At 34.8% G+C, this 15,280-nt stretch carries 18 protein-coding genes; 3 read left to right on the top strand and 15 right to left on the bottom strand.

Annotated elements, in window-relative coordinates; all coding sequences use genetic code 11:
• Positions 1-68: 68 nt before the first annotated feature.
• The 3 genes from KKI44_RS13095 (at position 69) to KKI44_RS13085 (ending at position 2,693) form a co-directional block, all read left to right on the top strand.
• Positions 69-1,007, top strand: coding sequence for a hypothetical protein (locus KKI44_RS13095; protein ID WP_214587683.1), 939 nt, complete (start codon positions 69-71; stop codon positions 1,005-1,007).
• 24 nt (positions 1,008-1,031) lie between these two features.
• Positions 1,032-1,601 carry a hypothetical protein gene (locus KKI44_RS13090; protein ID WP_214587682.1) on the top strand — a complete coding sequence of 190 codons (570 nt, stop codon included), beginning with the start codon at positions 1,032-1,034 and terminating at the stop codon, positions 1,599-1,601.
• Positions 1,602-2,312: 711 nt separating this feature from the next.
• On the top strand, positions 2,313-2,693 hold the full coding sequence (locus KKI44_RS13085; protein WP_214587681.1) for a group III truncated hemoglobin: 381 nt from the start codon (positions 2,313-2,315) through the stop codon (positions 2,691-2,693).
• 41 nt (positions 2,694-2,734) lie between these two features.
• Here the strand turns inward: KKI44_RS13085 and KKI44_RS13080 are convergent, their stop codons facing one another.
• The 15 genes from KKI44_RS13080 to KKI44_RS13015 form a co-directional block, all read right to left on the bottom strand.
• A complete protein-coding gene (locus KKI44_RS13080; RefSeq protein WP_214587680.1) occupies positions 2,735-3,805 on the bottom strand; it encodes a calcium:proton antiporter in 1,071 nt (356 codons plus the stop codon).
• Between the two features lie 65 nt (positions 3,806-3,870).
• Positions 3,871-4,209 (bottom strand): DUF6122 family protein, encoded by a 339-nt coding sequence (locus KKI44_RS13075; RefSeq protein WP_214587679.1) that lies wholly within the window; start codon positions 4,207-4,209, stop codon positions 3,871-3,873.
• A gap of 14 nt (positions 4,210-4,223) precedes the next feature.
• Positions 4,224-5,453, bottom strand: coding sequence for a hypothetical protein (locus tag KKI44_RS13070; protein WP_214587678.1), 1,230 nt, complete (start codon positions 5,451-5,453; stop codon positions 4,224-4,226).
• The gene (locus KKI44_RS13065; protein WP_214587677.1) at positions 5,453-7,507 is read right to left on the bottom strand and encodes a hypothetical protein; all 2,055 of its coding nucleotides are present in this window, start codon (positions 7,505-7,507) and stop codon (positions 5,453-5,455) included. Before KKI44_RS13065 ends, KKI44_RS13070 begins: the two co-directional genes overlap by 1 nt.
• A 15-nt stretch (positions 7,508-7,522) precedes the next feature.
• Positions 7,523-8,191, bottom strand: coding sequence for a hypothetical protein (locus KKI44_RS13060; protein ID WP_214587676.1), 669 nt, complete (start codon positions 8,189-8,191; stop codon positions 7,523-7,525).
• Positions 8,192-8,226: 35 nt separating this feature from the next.
• Positions 8,227-8,946, bottom strand: a complete 720-nt coding sequence (locus tag KKI44_RS13055) for a DNA alkylation repair protein (protein WP_214587675.1) — start codon at positions 8,944-8,946, stop codon at positions 8,227-8,229.
• Between the two features lie 15 nt (positions 8,947-8,961).
• Positions 8,962-10,248 (bottom strand): cation:proton antiporter, encoded by a 1,287-nt coding sequence (locus KKI44_RS13050; protein ID WP_214587674.1) that lies wholly within the window; start codon positions 10,246-10,248, stop codon positions 8,962-8,964.
• A 27-nt stretch (positions 10,249-10,275) separates the two neighbouring features.
• On the bottom strand, positions 10,276-10,905 hold the full coding sequence (locus KKI44_RS13045; protein WP_214587673.1) for a DUF4919 domain-containing protein: 630 nt from the start codon (positions 10,903-10,905) through the stop codon (positions 10,276-10,278).
• Positions 10,902-11,288, bottom strand: a complete 387-nt coding sequence (locus tag KKI44_RS13040; RefSeq protein WP_214587672.1) for a hypothetical protein — start codon at positions 11,286-11,288, stop codon at positions 10,902-10,904. Before KKI44_RS13040 ends, KKI44_RS13045 begins: the two co-directional genes overlap by 4 nt.
• Before the next feature lie 3 nt (positions 11,289-11,291).
• Positions 11,292-12,533: a GTPase HflX gene (gene hflX, locus KKI44_RS13035; RefSeq protein WP_214587671.1), complete on the bottom strand. Its 1,242-nt coding sequence runs from the start codon at positions 12,531-12,533 to the stop codon at positions 11,292-11,294.
• Between the two features lie 325 nt (positions 12,534-12,858).
• A complete protein-coding gene (locus tag KKI44_RS13030) occupies positions 12,859-13,725 on the bottom strand; it encodes an IS3 family transposase (protein ID WP_375181860.1) in 867 nt (288 codons plus the stop codon).
• 23 nt (positions 13,726-13,748) lie between these two features.
• Positions 13,749-14,018 carry a transposase gene (locus tag KKI44_RS22865; protein ID WP_336734695.1) on the bottom strand — a complete coding sequence of 90 codons (270 nt, stop codon included), beginning with the start codon at positions 14,016-14,018 and terminating at the stop codon, positions 13,749-13,751.
• A 311-nt stretch (positions 14,019-14,329) separates the two neighbouring features.
• Positions 14,330-14,761, bottom strand: coding sequence for a hypothetical protein (locus tag KKI44_RS13025; RefSeq protein WP_214587670.1), 432 nt, complete (start codon positions 14,759-14,761; stop codon positions 14,330-14,332).
• A complete protein-coding gene (locus tag KKI44_RS13020) occupies positions 14,761-14,919 on the bottom strand; it encodes a hypothetical protein (protein ID WP_214587669.1) in 159 nt (52 codons plus the stop codon). Before KKI44_RS13020 ends, KKI44_RS13025 begins: the two co-directional genes overlap by 1 nt.
• On the bottom strand, positions 14,906-15,085 hold the full coding sequence (locus KKI44_RS13015; protein WP_214587668.1) for a hypothetical protein: 180 nt from the start codon (positions 15,083-15,085) through the stop codon (positions 14,906-14,908). The genes KKI44_RS13020 and KKI44_RS13015 overlap by 14 nt, the downstream gene beginning before the upstream one ends.
• Positions 15,086-15,280: the final 195 nt, after the last annotated feature.

Genomic DNA, 15,280 nt, shown 5'->3' with positions numbered 1-15,280 from the left:
GTGAGAAAGTTTTAAAAATTAATATTATGTATTATTATAGACCAATAGGGGTAAACTCTGCCAAAATAATGGCAGATGAAGAGAGAGAGGAGGGAGAAAATGAAAAGAAAGAAAATTTTGATACTATACTGCCAGGAAGAATTAAAACTTATACAGAAAATATTGTAGTTGTTGGAGCAGAAGTTCATGATAAGTTACCTGTAAACAAATTAATGTTCATGGCACAAGCAATAAGAACGGTAAAGCTTGAAAGTGTTCAAACTGTTTTGTATTTTAAACAGGGATATTCGAACACAATGATTGCAGAGTTCAAAAAGTCTTTGAAATATTTTAAACCAAATATAGCAATCATAGAAATTACAACAGTTAAAGAATTGATAAATTATCTTAATAGCGGCGGTATTACAGGAAAATCTAATCTAAGAATGAAACCATATAAGAATTCACTATTTAAAGTAAAAAATGTATACATTTTTTCCCATGGAATGCCAAGCAGAATAACATTCTTACTTGACTGGGATCTTTACAAAACTAATAATAAAATTATTTCTTCTGTAAAAGCTGAAGATAATGAATTAAATTTGAAAAACTACAAAACAATTAACCCTAATGCTTTTGTCAGAGAAGGTTACGTCTGGAGTTTTGCTTGCAGAACTGGGATAGGTCCGGAAGATACTTCTGATATTGAAATATTCACTTGGAACAAAGATGCTAGTTTAGCACAGAAGTTAGCAAACAGTCTGAACGTCCATACTGTTGCATTTTTACGAAGAAGTAATTATGAAGATACCTGGGGAAGTCGTTTTGATAGAGCTGGCTTAAAAATTAAAAAATATTTTGAGATTGCGGATGATGATGATTTTAAAAAATATAAAGATTCAGACAAAATGATTGACAACAAGTATCATTGGAATCCTTTAGGAGCTTTTAACGGAGTGAAAGCTGGGAGCACCCCTAAAGGTCCTCCTGAAGGGATGACAATTTTTTCTAAAAAAGAAGATAATTAATTGTATTTTTGTTAAAAATTCACCATGAGACAAAAACAGTTTTTATTTATTTTATTGATCTTATCAGCAGGCTTTACTGCTTATTTCGGATATATTTACTTTTATTCAAGTGACATTATAGATTACGGATTATATTGTGGCGATGGATTTACAGAATGTTATGAGGTGGTAAAAAGATGGATTAAAATCCATACAATAATCTTAGCCATTATTTATATTATTTTTTTCTTAGTGCAAAGAAAAAATCAGCATGTAGAACAAGAGATTGACTTTTGGACACTTTTGCTAATTGCTGGTATAAATATATTTCATTGGAATGATATTAACTCTTCTTGGGGGATTTTAGCATTACCTTTAAATAGTTTTTTACTTCTTTATTTTTTATTTTTTAGAAGCAGTGTAAAAAAATATATTTATGTAAGCATTCTTTTTTATTTCTTGATTTATTTAAACTTAGTACATAATATTTCTGAACTGTTTTACTACAACCAGAAATATAACAGCTATGAGAATTACTTATATATTTTTAATACCTTATTATTGCTTGTATTTTTAGTTCTTAGAATTAGAGATTTATTGAATCTAAAAAAATAAATAAGAACAAAATAGGTTGTCTCAGAAAGAGGCAATCTTTTTGCTTTTCGTAAATTAAAATCGTAAAAACTGGAAAACAACTTATGTTAACAGAACAGGAAATCAACCGGATTGCTGAAGATCATATTGATAAATCCAGTGAAAAATCCGGGATTAAGCTTTCTCTTTTCAAAGAAGCTACTATTAAAAAAATTATGGAATGATTTTTTTCTATGTGAGCAAAAAATTTTATGAGACAAGAGATGAAAAGTATAATACATTACTTGGAAATGTTCCATTTTAGTCAAAAATATTGATGGAGAAATTATAGAATTTGGCTCTGGCAATACGATCGAATATTACATTCAGGAATACGAAGCGGGAAGATATTGTTAGAATTAATTTATTAAAATGAAGAACTCTTTTACAGAATATTTAATAAAAAACGGATGGATAGAAGTTAGTTTTTTAACATATCAATTTCAAGAAAATAAATCTGTAGAATTGTTTTTTGATACTTCAAATCAGATCGAGTTATATATCAATAAAAAAAGAATATCTGGAAAATATCTTAAAAGCATTGAAGATTTAGTGAGTTTTTTATCTGACAACAAATTAATATAACCTGCAGATAATTGTGTACAATTCTAACGAATAAACAAAATCCCAAACCTGAAATGTATCAACCCAGCCACAAAACATTCCCACACAATTTTATGCTAACTTTGGTGTATGAAAAAATTAGAATCAAGAGAAGATATTGAATATCTGGTGAATTCGTTTTATGCCAAAGTCGTTAAAGATGAGATCATTGCATTTTTCTTTAATGATATTGCTAAAGTAAACTGGGACAGTCATTTGCCGAAGATGTATTCGTTTTGGGAATCCATTCTTTTCGGACAGATGTCGTACAAAGGAAATCCGATGGGCGTTCATTTTCCGATCAATGAAATTAAGGCGATAGAACAGCATCATTTCGATCGTTGGCTGAATCTCTGGAAAACAACGGTTGAAGAAAATTTTGTGGGCGAAAACGCAGATCTGGCAATTTACAAATCTGAAAATATTGCCAAATTAATGGCTTTCAAAATGGAACTCGCAAGAAGACTCTAATGGTTTAAAGTTCTGCGCTTTAGGTTTAATTTTTTTTAGATTTAAGGCACAATTACCGTGAAAATGTAGGCTGCAAGGTTTACCAATAAAACCGTTCCGTAGAGAATATTTGTTTTTCCGCGGCTTAAAGAAAGCATCACGATAAAAACAGAAAGAGAAAGCAGAATAATATCTTTCTTGTCCAGACCTAAAACCAGCGGAATATCATACAGGATACAAACCACAGAAACCGCAGGAATCGTAAGTCCGATACTTGCTAAAGCAGAACCCAGAGCAAGATTTAAACTCGACTGGATCTGGTTGCTTCGAGCCGCCCGAATCGCCGCAACACCTTCCGGAAGCAGAACTACCGCCGCGATAATGACTCCGACCAGAGATTTTGGAGCGCCCAAACTCTGCACCATATTTTCAATTGTGGCAGAAAGTCCTTTTGCCATCATCACAACAATCGCCAGACAAATCACCAGAAAAGTAAAACTGATTGCCGTTTTTGAAACCGAAGGAATATAATTTTCTTCTGATTGCTCTTCAGGAACAATAAAATAATTTCTGTGACGGATCGTCTGAACCATCAGAAAGACACCATAAATCACCAGACAGGCAATAGAAACAAAAATTAACTGTGCCTGATTATAAAAAGGCCCGTTTACGCTGGAAGTGAAATTCGGGAGAACCAAAGTCAACATGAGAATAGAAACAATACTAGCCAGATAAGTTGTAGCGGAAGTTCTTGCGAAAAACTGTTCGTAATATTTCACGCCGCCCACCAAAATACAGATTCCTAAAATTCCGTTGAGAATAAGCATTACCGCGGCGAAAACCGTATCTCTTGCAAGCGTAATCGCCTGATCTCCTCCCGCAACCATCAGCGAAATAATCAGCGCAACTTCAATGATTGTGATACACAGCGCAAGGATAATAGTTCCGAAAGGTTCACCTACTTTATGTGCGACAACTTCCGCGTGATGCACTGCAGATAAAACACTGCCCGTTAATAAAATTCCGGCAATTACATCAGACAGAACACCCGTCCCTATAAGTCCGGAAAAATAATAACCAACTGCGAGAATGGGAAAAATATACGTATAATGTAAAAATTCTTTCAATTTCATAACTGTTCCTAAAATACAAAAAATCGATGACTTTTGAAATGTCGAAAGAAAATATTAATGGTATTTTAATGGCTCCAGAAATAAAAATCCTGAAAATCCGTCAACATATGAAACAGTAGTCCAATGGCTATAATCCTTATATTTCCTTTAAAGAAAAGCATCAAAAAATATACTGCAATGGCGTAATAGGAATGTAAAAAATGAAAACCGATGCTTCCGCGGTTAGGATCAAAAATAGGATCTGCAAAAAGATGATCCAAATCTACCAGCATCGTTGCCAGAAGAATAAGGTACACTTTCTTCCAGTTTTCCCTGTAAAACAGTAAAGCAATAAACACCGGAAAAACGAAATGCAGGAAATAATGTGTAAGCGTTTTCAGTAAGGCAATATGCGAAGCATCCATTGATTTTTATTTTTTTACCACCTTAAAATCAAAGGAAGGTCATCTTTTTTAAACTGTACTTTCAGACAATAATCCTGATCTCTGTTTCCGTAAAAAATATAATCAATATCGGAAATCATTTTCTTTTCCTTAGGTGATAATGTTTTTAAAAAAGACAGCAATAACGGATTATTTTTTACAAAAATATAATTTTCATTCAGATTGAAAGACTGCTGAATTGGTTTTCTTGTAGATTTTATTTCAAAACCTTTGCTTTTCTGAGTGATGAGGTTAGGCTGAAAAGGAATTGCTGTGAACTGTTTCTGGGCATTGATCCATTTTTTATTCTGAAAATACAGTTCTGTCTTTTCAGGGTTTAAGCTTTGAAAATCAATGATATAATTCGGTTGAATGATCTTTTGAAATGTTTTCTTTTCAACTTCATTAAAATTGTCATCGTAGCTGTAGGTAATAATCGTGTCATTCACCTCTTCCAGATGTACAGAAGCTTTTAGCTTACTGATAGATGAAGAATCTGCAAAAGTTTTGTCAAAAAGAAAGGTGAAGTTTTTAATATTTTCAGCATTAAGTTCTGTCTCTAAAAAAGAATCGGTCTTCAATAGTCTTGAAATAGCAGGAGAGGGATCGTAATAATCAGACTGATTTCTGATTTCAATTTCATCGTGTCTTAATTCGACAGAAAGATTGTGGCTGCCTTTTTTTGTGTTCAGAATAATGCTTCCCAATCCATTGGTAACGAGCGCGTCTGCATCAAAAAGATTTGCCTGAGAACTGTGAAATAACTGGTTGTTAATTCGCTCAAAATCATCACTGGAACTTCCGATAATAAGGTTTCCTCCAAAAATTTTAATATAAACCTGATCTTTCCTGAATACCTGATTTCCCAGATCCGTAAACTTCTGCTGTTTCAGAAACAATAAAAAAGTCTTCGTGTCTTCCAGTTCAAAAACACTGTACCAGTTCGAAACTTTTGAATTTTTCAGATGAAAAGCCTGTAAAAAATCGGGAATTTTCACTCCCGATTCTTTAAAAGATATTGTATTTTTCTCTTTGCTTCGAAACCATAAAGAAGGATGCCCTGCAAGACTGTAAACATATTCTCTTGTCAGCTTTTTTGTATCAATCAGAATGATTGCATCTGCTTCCTGCGGAGAAAAAATCTTCGTATTTTGTTTATGGTAAAAAACGAAATACATCATCCCCGCAAAAAGTAAAAAAACGAAGGCAAAAAGTTTCTTTTTCATTATAAAATAGGCTGCTTTTTATCAGATTCTTTCATTTTATATACTTCATCAAAAACATCGAAGAAATACATTAAACTGTTTTCCGAAGCATTTTTAATATTGTAATTAACTTCTGTTTCTATTTTTTCTCCTTTGGCTTCTGTTTTAAAATACACTTCGCCCAGATTTTTCTTCAGAAGATCCAGCGTTTTTCTTTCCGACGGAGTTTTAAACTCTTTCTCAAGTCCAACCATTAGTTTTTGGATGTCAAACCTTCCCGACAAAGGATATTTCGCCGAATCTTTTGCCCATTTTTCAGAGATTTCCGACTGGTTTTTAGCTGAAATATTCTCTGTTGAGGTCGTTGTGTAGACAATTCCGTCCTTTACCGTAAAGAATAACTTGTCGAAATATCCGTCATTTTTTCCTTCACTGAAGGCATAGAAATCTCCGTTTTTAGAGAATTTCTTAGCCGTTACTTTATTCGTGGTCAGCATATCGAAAATACGGTTCCAGTACCCTTCATTTTCCGTAGCAAAAGCAAACGTGAAATTCGGAACAGCGATTTCTTTGGTTTTCTTCACTTCCTTTTCATTATAATCATCATCGTATTCATAATCCGTGTATTCTACGGTTTTGGATTTCAGTTCGTTAAGGACGAAAATTCCGTTTCCTGGTGCGATCTTGGTAATGGCCTTTTCATCCAGAACAATCTTCATGGTTTCCATTAAAAGTTCCATTTCTTTCTGATAATCGCCTTCTCCGGAATCTTTCAACAGGCTGTACATCAGATCAAAATACTTATTTCCGTCTACATTAATGGCATAATATCCGATGCTTTTATCGTTGATGAGAGCCGTCAGCTTTTTATTCTTTTTCCCTCTGTAAACAGAATTGATGCTCTTCTGAACCGCCTCATTTTTATGCTGATAACTGTTCACCAGTCTTACTTTATCGTTATCAAAATACAGATTATAAGAAGAATTGGAATTGTATGCTTTCCCCATAAGATTTCCGAAAGGGTAGTGGCTCATAATTTTACCGTATGCTCCGTTATTTACGATTCTTCCATAATCCGTATACACAAAAACATCAGAATCCGCATCCCGGAAAGACAATATTTCTTTGGAAACATCGAGCTCCGGCGCAGAGCTGAAATAATCATCAAAATCCTTTTCCGCCAGTTTCTTGGTAATTTTAAACTTTTCGATCTTCAGAGAGTCCATTTTCTTCTGATAAGTGCTGTCTTCTTCCGTTTCCTCACTCATTTCTTCCTCCATATGCGGAAGAGTGTATTCGCTTTCTTTTTCAGAATAATTTTTGTCACTGGAATCTTTTTCTTCTTCCGGATATTTGTGATGCTTTTCCAGATATTTAATGTCTTTTTCTTTCTTGGCAATTTCGGCCTTGTATTCTTTAATGTCTTCCTTTAGATACTGAATGTCATCTTTCAGATATTTGATCTCTTCCTTGTAATCGAATGCTTTTTCTGCGTATGCGCTGTCAACCGCAACGGCTGCGCTGTCCATAACAATTGCCGCACTGTCAATTGTTGCAGCGGCACTGTCTGTCATTGTTGCTTCATCATTCCAGTCGATTTTATAAGGTTTTTCATAGCTGATTAATTTCAGAACCGCTTGCTTATCATTCCATGCAACAAACAATTCATCATCGAGATTAACGTAAGAGTAATTTTTTCGTTTCGAAATTTCCAGTCCTTTTTTCTTGGATGAATTAATGAATTCCTGAAATTTTTCTTTGTTATCCAGCAGAAAATGAGCGGTATATGTCTTTACGGAATCGTTGAAATTGGCGTAATGATATTGTGTGGCATCATATTTTATCCCAGTTTTGGAATAATCGTTCCACGAAGCCTGTTTTTCTTTATCTTCTTTGGCTACTTCAAGCAGAAAAGGATTCAGTTTCTGCCAGTTGATTTTCTGGTTAAGTTGCTTTCCGTTAATTTCCATATAAAAAAGAACGTCCTTCGGAAGCTTCATTTTCTGTTGCGAAAAGATGGAGCTGAAAGCAAAAAGTAAAAGTAAAATTTGTGTTTTTTGTAAAATAGATTTCATGGTTGTCGATTGAAATTATTGAAAGAGAATGGTATTTTGTAATTGTTTTTTCTGAAGGATAAAATCCAGAACGTTGGCCTCCAGTTTTACCGCTTTTTTGTTCGGAGAAAGCAGGTAAGAATTATTGGTCTGAGCTTTTATGGTATTCTCAAACTGCATTACGGAAGTATATTTCGCATCGTTAAAGACTTCCTTATCCGCTTTGTTCATCTTGTCGTAATCGTTTTTAAAACTGCTCACTTTATTTCTGGTGAATGTTTTTTTCTCCGGACTCTGACTGTAAAGCTGTACCGGAACCATTTTTCCAACGATGTTTTTCGCTTTCAGCTGTTCCAGTCCGGCATTGATGTTTTCAATTTTCTTGAAGTTACAGCTTAGTTTGATAATGTAGTTATCAAAATCCATTGAAGTCTTCACATTCGAAATTCCGGGAGTTGCTTTAAAAATTCTTGCCGCTTCATTAATTTTAGCTTCAATTTCAGACCTTTTGGGAACTTTTTTACCGTTAATTGTTTCCATTTTCGAGATGGAAGCCAACCGTGTCTTGCTTTTACTGGCGTTCAGAATAAGTGAATATTCTCCGCTGCCATCTGCTTTTACGTTGATTTTATCTAAAATATCAAAACAGCTTGTAAGAAGAAACAGTGGCAATAATAAGAACATCTTTTTAATAATGTTTTTCATATTTGAGTTTTTTGCGGTTAAATAAAGTTGTTGTTTTAAATTCTGCCTTTCAGATAATCCTGCCGGAGATCTTCGTCCAGTTTTTCTATAGCGTACCGAAGACTCGTTCTGGGCATTTCTTTGTAATGTGTATTCAGGAAATTAATTAATTCCGCTTCGTTTTTTTCTCCCATTTCGCGAAGCAGCCATCCGTTGGCTTTGTGCATCAGATCATGGGTGTGTTTAAGATTTTTGGTAACAAATTCTTTGGTAAGATCAAACGATCCTTTTTTCACATAATGCATCGTTCCTACAACAGCTATTCTTTTGTGCCACATTTCTTCAGAATCTGAAAGCGTTCTCAGTAATTCATCTTTCTGATTTTCAAAAGCATAGCGTCCCAGAATTTTATAACAGCTTGAATCTACCAGATCCCAGTTATTAATGTGCTGTAAGTGATTCAGACAAAATTCCACAATGTCATCTTTTGCCGCTTTATCCTTTGTTTTTTCAAATTTAGAAATTAACATGAATAAAGCCGTCAATCTGTGTTCATGATATTGGGAAGACAGTAATTTGCTGAGTTCCTCCATCGAAATTCTGGCATAGAATTCTTTTGCAACAGAACGCTGATCCGGAACTTTTACTCCTAAAAACAGATCGCCTTCTCCATATTCTCCTTTTCCGTTTTTGAAAAATTTAGCAGAAGAATCTGCTTTTTCCGGAATTGAAAGCTCATTTAAAGCTTCTTTTATTTCTTTTAAAATTATACTCATTTGATAATTAATGGTTTAGTCAACATTATGTAAAGCAACACCTTCCTGTTCCTCTTCTTCTTTTGCAATCTTCTTTGGATTGGCAACTTTGGCAATCGTAAGTCCCTGAACAATAATCGAAAATACAACTACACAGTAAGTAATGCTTAAAACAATCGTACTGTTTTCATTTTTCGGAATAGAAAGAGCCAGAGCAATCGAAACTCCGCCGCGAATTCCTCCCCAAACCAAAACTTTTACCGTTTGCGGACTGAATCTTGTTCTGAAAGACATAAATTTGGTAGGTCCCCAAATTGAAATAAACCTTGCCAGTAAAACTACGGCAATCGCTACTAATCCCGGAATCATATAATGGCTTAAGTCTTTGATCATCAGTAACTCAAATCCGATAAAAAGAAATAGAACAGCATTCAGGATTTCGTCGATAAGTTCCCAGAATTTGATCAGATAATCCTGTGTTACAGATTTCATTTTGAATTTTACATTAAAATTACCCATGAACAATCCGGCGGCAACCATGGTTAAAGGTCCCGAAATATGCATCTGTCTTGCAATAAGATAACCTCCCATGACTACAGAAAGCGTCACCAGTACGGAAATAATATAATCGTCCACTTCACGCATCAGTCGGGAAGTAATCCACCCCAGAACAACGCCGAGTAAAAGTCCGCCGCCTGCTTCTTTCAGCAATAACAGACCGATGCTTTCCATATTCAGCGTTACTTTGTTTCCTATCGCAAGCTGAAGAACAACTGTGAAAACCACAACCGCCATCCCGTCATTAAAAAGCGATTCTCCGGCAACTTTGGTTTCCAGAGATTTTGAAACATTTGCCTGTTTTAAGATACTGAGAACAGCAACCGGATCGGTAGGAGAGATCAGTGCGCCAAAAAGCAGACAGTAGATGAAAGGGAGAGAAATCCCGACAAGAGGCAACAGATAATACATGCCGAAACCCACCACAAAGGTAGAAATCACGACTCCTGCCGTTGAAAAAATCACGACAGGAACAAACTGCTCTTTGAGATCGTCGATATTAATATGAATTCCTCCCGCAAACAGAAGGAAATTTAGCATGGCTCCCATCAGAACTTCTGTAAAGTCGATCCCGGTCATTAAATTGTGAAGATGTCCGAAAGTTATCGGCAAAACCGTTTCTCCGAAGGAAACTAAAAATATGGAAACCACAATGGCGATCACCATAATTCCGATGGTACTCGGAAGCTTCAGAAATCTGTAATTAAGGTATGAAAATATGGATGCTAAAACAATTAAGGCTGAAAATGAATAGTATAATTCCACTAATTTGGTGTTTAAATTTTTTTGTGATTAATAATCGATATATAATACTTTGATGTAAACTTTATTACCGTCTTTTTCCCAGATATCAAGAATTCCGTCTTTTGCGGATTTTGATCCTCTTGTATATTCTTTTCCGAGATTCAGGATGTTCAGCAGAATATATTCGTCGCCTACTGAATTCACAAGATACGGTGTTTTTTCTGTTTTTCCGTCTCCGGAAGACTTCATTCCGTCGGTTAACGCGCGGAACTGACTGAGATGATACAGGAAATTTTCACCGTCTTTAATGCTGTCATATGCTTTCAGAAGAATCAGCAGAATATCCAGATTGGTAGGATCTTTATCATACAACGCTTTTCCCTGTTTAATGCAGTCCTCAAAATTATTATTTTTGTAAACATCGGCTAAGCTTTTAAACGCTTCATCCGTTGTAAAGAGCAGATTTTCCCTGAAATTTCTTCCGTAGTAAAGATGCTGTGCTTCAAGCGTATCTAAAGATTTCGGATAGGCTTTGTATTTAAAAATCAGCTTGTTGTAGTTGTATTGAGACTTTTCGCTTTTAAGGTCTTTCTCTATCGCTTTGAAATCTATTTTTGATTTCTGAGCAAAACCATTAAGCGAAATCAGAAGAAACAGGAGAAAAAAGGAATGTTTCATCGGTTCTTTTCTATTTTGTATTTGTTGTATAACACGAGCATGACAAATCCTAAAACCAGCCGGAACAAAGCGGGCATGAAATAGGTTCCGGAAACATATCGGTCGTTGGATATTTTTTCGTAAAGAAAATAAGTCAATAAACAGAAAGGAGAAAGCAGACCTTTGCCGTAGAGATAGATTTTAAAGAAAAGATGATTAAATTTAAGATCTGTAAAGAATGATAACAGTGCCAACAGGCAAACTGCGACTGTTATCATTCCTAAAATCTTTACTATCAGAATATCCGTTTCTTTGCTGATTCCTCCGATGCTTCCCAAGAAATTAATTCCTACCACGATCAGAAAAAAGTAATAGAATGTATTGTTGGAAAACAGTCTGTTCATGAATTATTGTTCTTCATGATCTTTTTCTGCACTTTCTTCCTCATCGTTATCGAAATATTCGAAAAGGAAATCGTTGTACGGGAATCTGGAAATATGGATCTTCATCACTTCGTCATAGATCAGCTTTTTCATTTCCGGGAAATTTTCTTTCGTAATGGCAGAGATGAAAACCGTCGGATATTTGGATTTTGCCATCCATGTTTTTTTCCATTCTTCCAGAGAAATATTCTTTTTCGTAGATGGTGTTAAATCATCCTCGTCTTTCTTCTCATAGCTGAAATCATCAATCTTATTGAAAACCATAATCATAGGTTTTTGATGGGCATTGATCTCCATTAAAATCTGATTGACAGAATCAATATGATCTTCAAAGCTTTCATGAGAAATATCCACTACGTGAATCAGCAGATCCGCTTCACGAACCTCATCCAATGTAGATTTGAACGATTCAACCAATTGGGTAGGTAGTTTTCTGATGAATCCAACCGTATCCGTTAAAAGGAATGGTAAATTTCCGATCACAACTTTTCTTACCGTCGTGTCCAATGTGGCGAAAAGTTTATTTTCTGCAAAAACTTCAGATTTAGACAAAGCATTCATCAATGTAGATTTCCCGACGTTGGTGTATCCTACCAAAGCGACACGAACTACTTTTCCGCGGTTATTTCTCTGGGTTGCCATCTGTTTATCGATGGTTTTCAGCTTGTCTTTTAACAATGAAATTCTGTCGCGAATGATACGTCTGTCGGTTTCAATTTCTGTTTCTCCGGGACCTCTCATCCCGATTCCCCCTTTCTGGCGTTCAAGGTGGGTCCACATTCTCGTTAGTCGGGGTAAAAGATATTGATATTGAGCGAGTTCTACCTGTGTTCTTGCGTAGGATGTGGTGGCTCTCTGGGCAAAAATATCAAGAATAAGATTGGTTCGGTCTAAGATTTTGACTTCCATTTCTTTCTCTAGGTTTTTAAGCTGCGAAGGAGATAATTCGTCGTCAAAAATAACGGTTCCTATATTGTTTTCTTTTACATATTCTTTAATTTCCTGCGCTTTACCGCTTCCGATGAATGTTTTGGAGTCCGGCTGCGTAAGCTTTTGTGTAAAACGCTTATCTGCCGTTGCGCCGGCTGTAAAGGCTAAAAACTCCAGCTCATCCATATATTCCTGAAGTTTATCCTCATCCTGATGCTGTGTAACAACACCTACCAAAACTGCCTTTTCGTAATTATGTTCTTTCTTTTCTAGCATTAAATTCTGTCTGTATTTGTGAGATTTACAAGATACTATTTTTCATGAAAAAATCCAAGACGAATTTTTTGTGGTAGGTATGGCGGGCTTTCTGGCAGAATTCTGAAAAAGCGGATTTTGATGCCTTTGAACGATGCTAAGAAGGGGGAGAGTTATAAATTTAAAAGATACTTAAAAGAAAGATTTATAGATTTTTATGAAAATGTAGTTGAGTTATGTCGGTGCTATCTAAACTCTATTAAATTAATAAAGTTCTTATTGTAAGTCTCCCCGAACGTTGGAAAGAATTATACCCTCATTTTGTTTTGTAAAACTATAAAATATTTCATTGCGGTGATGTTGGTGTTGAATGATTTTGTTGGAAAGGAGAAAACTCGGAGATGGAATTCTGTTTAGACGAGTTTTCCTTTTTCAACAAATATTGCATTGGAGAAAGATTCTGTAAACTTTCGTGTGGTCTTTTGTTATTATAATGTTCCACCCATTCCGTGGTAATTTCTCGTACTTCTACTAAATTGTTGAAAATTCTGGCATCCAAAACTTCGGTGCGGTAGCTACGATTGAATCTCTCAATAAAAGCATTCTGTGTAGGTTTTCCAGGTTGAATATATCGGATTTCAATCCTATGCCTGTGGCACCAATTTGTGAAAACACTACTCGTAAACTCTGGACCATTATCAGTTCGAATTGCTTTGGGTTTTCCTCTTTCTTTCACAATCCATTCCAACAAATCCGTCATATGAATCGCTCCGATGGAAAGCCCAATCTCAATCCAAATTGATTCGCGGTTGTAATCATCAATGATATTCAATGTTCTAAATCTTCTCGAATTGAAAAGCGCATCACTCATAAAATCGATACTCCAAACTTCATTGTAGTTTCTTGGAACTTCCAGATTTTTTCGTTCTCTCGAAGCCAATCTTCTCTTGCGTTTCCTTAAAAGATTCAATCCTAATTTTTTGTAAATACGATACACCTTCTTGTGATTACAGGAAAAACCTTGATTCCTCAGACTATGAAATATTTTCTTGAATCCATAGCTAGGATGTTTCTCTGAAAGTTCATTCAGCCAACCAATGAGTTCTGTGTCTTCCTTTCTTTGGGGCTGATAATAATAACTGCTCCTTTCCAAATTAAGAGATTTACACGCCTGCCGGATGTTTATAGGATATTCTGACACAAGGTAATTCACAACTTCTCGTTTCGTAGCAGGCTTTACCACTTTTTTGACAAAACGTCCTTCAATGCTTCATGTTCCAAGCTCAAATTGGCAAACATCTTCTTCAAACGATTGTTCTCAGATTCCAGTTCCTTGATTTTCTGTAGTTCTTTGGTAGAAGTTATCCCACCAAATTTCTTTTTCCAATCGTGCAAGGTTTGGTAGTGGAAACCGTATTTTCGAGACAATTCTTTTGCGGTCTGCCCTGATTCATACTCTTTCAAAATTGCCAAAATTTGGCTGTCTGTAAATTTACTTGTTCTCATATCCTAAAATTAATTGTTTTTTCTCGTTAATCTTAGGGGTATAAATTGTCCAGTTTTTAGGGAGACTTACATTATTATCAAGAGGAATACTTCTTTTCTATACATAAAAAAATGCCCCTGAAAAGTGTTTAACTTTTAGGGGCAATCCAAAAACTGTGGATTTTTTATTGTTGCTCACGGATTATAAATCCGCGAGATTGGGTATAGCTTACATTATTAATCTTCTGTAATATTTTTCTATTCAGGGATTAAGTTTTTATAAAACTTTACTTTTTCATAATTACTCAGGAGCCGGAAGACACACTTCCATATTAACTGCTAATATCCATAGCTTCATTATAAGATATTTTAACTCTAGATTCTTGTAAATCAATCCCATAATTTTCGTTGTCTATCTCCTCTACTATATAAAATTGGTTATTACTTACCAAAATCCATTGATAAGGATCATCACCTTGATTACTTACTAAAATATCTTCATTTAAATATTTAGATACTTCAAAACCAAATAAAAAATTATTAAAAAAAACTATACTATTTGTATTATTATCAACGTATACATTTAGTTCAGTGCAGAATTCAGATACGTTATCTAATAATCTGTTTTCAAATTTTATCTTAAAATTGTATGTATTTAATAAATTTCCTATCAACTCTTCTTCACACTGAAAGATATTACTTAACATTTGAATTAGATGAATATCTTTTTTATTTTCTCTTAAATAACAAATATAGTTTTCCATTAATGTTTTTTAATAAATTCTCTAGCAAAATTAATATCTTCGGAAGAAACACCAGCACCCTTTAGCGCTTGCTCTACTCTTTCTGCTGGTACTTTTTTAATTAATTGAATAGCTTTAATTTGTCCTTGTGATAAATCAATAAACTCAGGAATATTCATCTGTAACAATTGTATTTCCTTCTCTTTTAAACATTCCTCCCACATAATTTCCTTTCTTATTTAATGAAAGAACTAACTTTTGGTGTGGAGAAGCTGCACCATACCTACCATGAGGCTTTCCTACTAAAAAAGTATTTGAATCAGCATCAAATACAAACTCTATCATAGTACCTTCTTTGGTATTTTACTCAAGACTTTGAGCTTCGTTCTCAACAACTTTGGTAATACCTGCTGTAGTAGGACTTAATAATTTATTTTGTATCACCGCTTCAATTACGGCAGAAATCATTTTTCCTGCATTCGCCTCCTGAGAGTGGTGAACTGCGTAACTAAAAGCTCCATTATTCGAGTGGCAAGATAA

Source organism: Chryseobacterium sp. ZHDP1, assembly GCF_018603435.1.
In the GTDB taxonomy this organism is placed as follows: Bacteria; Bacteroidota; Bacteroidia; order Flavobacteriales; family Weeksellaceae; genus Chryseobacterium; species Chryseobacterium indicum.
This window is presented reverse-complemented; position numbering and strand designations above follow the sequence as displayed.

Coding starts and splice junctions, on each gene's coding strand:
- KKI44_RS13095 (WP_214587683.1), top strand. CDS start 69: ATGGCAGATGAAGAGAGAGAGGAGGGAGAAAATGAAAAGAAAGAAAAT.
- KKI44_RS13090 (WP_214587682.1), top strand. CDS start 1,032: ATGAGACAAAAACAGTTTTTATTTATTTTATTGATCTTATCAGCAGGC.
- KKI44_RS13085 (WP_214587681.1), top strand. CDS start 2,313: ATGAAAAAATTAGAATCAAGAGAAGATATTGAATATCTGGTGAATTCG.
- KKI44_RS13080 (WP_214587680.1), bottom strand. CDS start 3,805: ATGAAATTGAAAGAATTTTTACATTATACGTATATTTTTCCCATTCTC.
- KKI44_RS13075 (WP_214587679.1), bottom strand. CDS start 4,209: ATGGATGCTTCGCATATTGCCTTACTGAAAACGCTTACACATTATTTC.
- KKI44_RS13070 (WP_214587678.1), bottom strand. CDS start 5,453: ATGAAAAAGAAACTTTTTGCCTTCGTTTTTTTACTTTTTGCGGGGATG.
- KKI44_RS13065 (WP_214587677.1), bottom strand. CDS start 7,507: ATGAAATCTATTTTACAAAAAACACAAATTTTACTTTTACTTTTTGCT.
- KKI44_RS13060 (WP_214587676.1), bottom strand. CDS start 8,191: ATGAAAAACATTATTAAAAAGATGTTCTTATTATTGCCACTGTTTCTT.
- KKI44_RS13055 (WP_214587675.1), bottom strand. CDS start 8,946: ATGAGTATAATTTTAAAAGAAATAAAAGAAGCTTTAAATGAGCTTTCA.
- KKI44_RS13045 (WP_214587673.1), bottom strand. CDS start 10,905: ATGAAACATTCCTTTTTTCTCCTGTTTCTTCTGATTTCGCTTAATGGT.
- KKI44_RS13040 (WP_214587672.1), bottom strand. CDS start 11,288: ATGAACAGACTGTTTTCCAACAATACATTCTATTACTTTTTTCTGATC.
- hflX (WP_214587671.1), bottom strand. CDS start 12,533: ATGCTAGAAAAGAAAGAACATAATTACGAAAAGGCAGTTTTGGTAGGT.
- KKI44_RS22865 (WP_336734695.1), bottom strand. CDS start 14,018: ATGAGAACAAGTAAATTTACAGACAGCCAAATTTTGGCAATTTTGAAA.
- KKI44_RS13025 (WP_214587670.1), bottom strand. CDS start 14,761: ATGGAAAACTATATTTGTTATTTAAGAGAAAATAAAAAAGATATTCAT.
- KKI44_RS13020 (WP_214587669.1), bottom strand. CDS start 14,919: ATGAATATTCCTGAGTTTATTGATTTATCACAAGGACAAATTAAAGCT.
- KKI44_RS13015 (WP_214587668.1), bottom strand. CDS start 15,085: ATGATAGAGTTTGTATTTGATGCTGATTCAAATACTTTTTTAGTAGGA.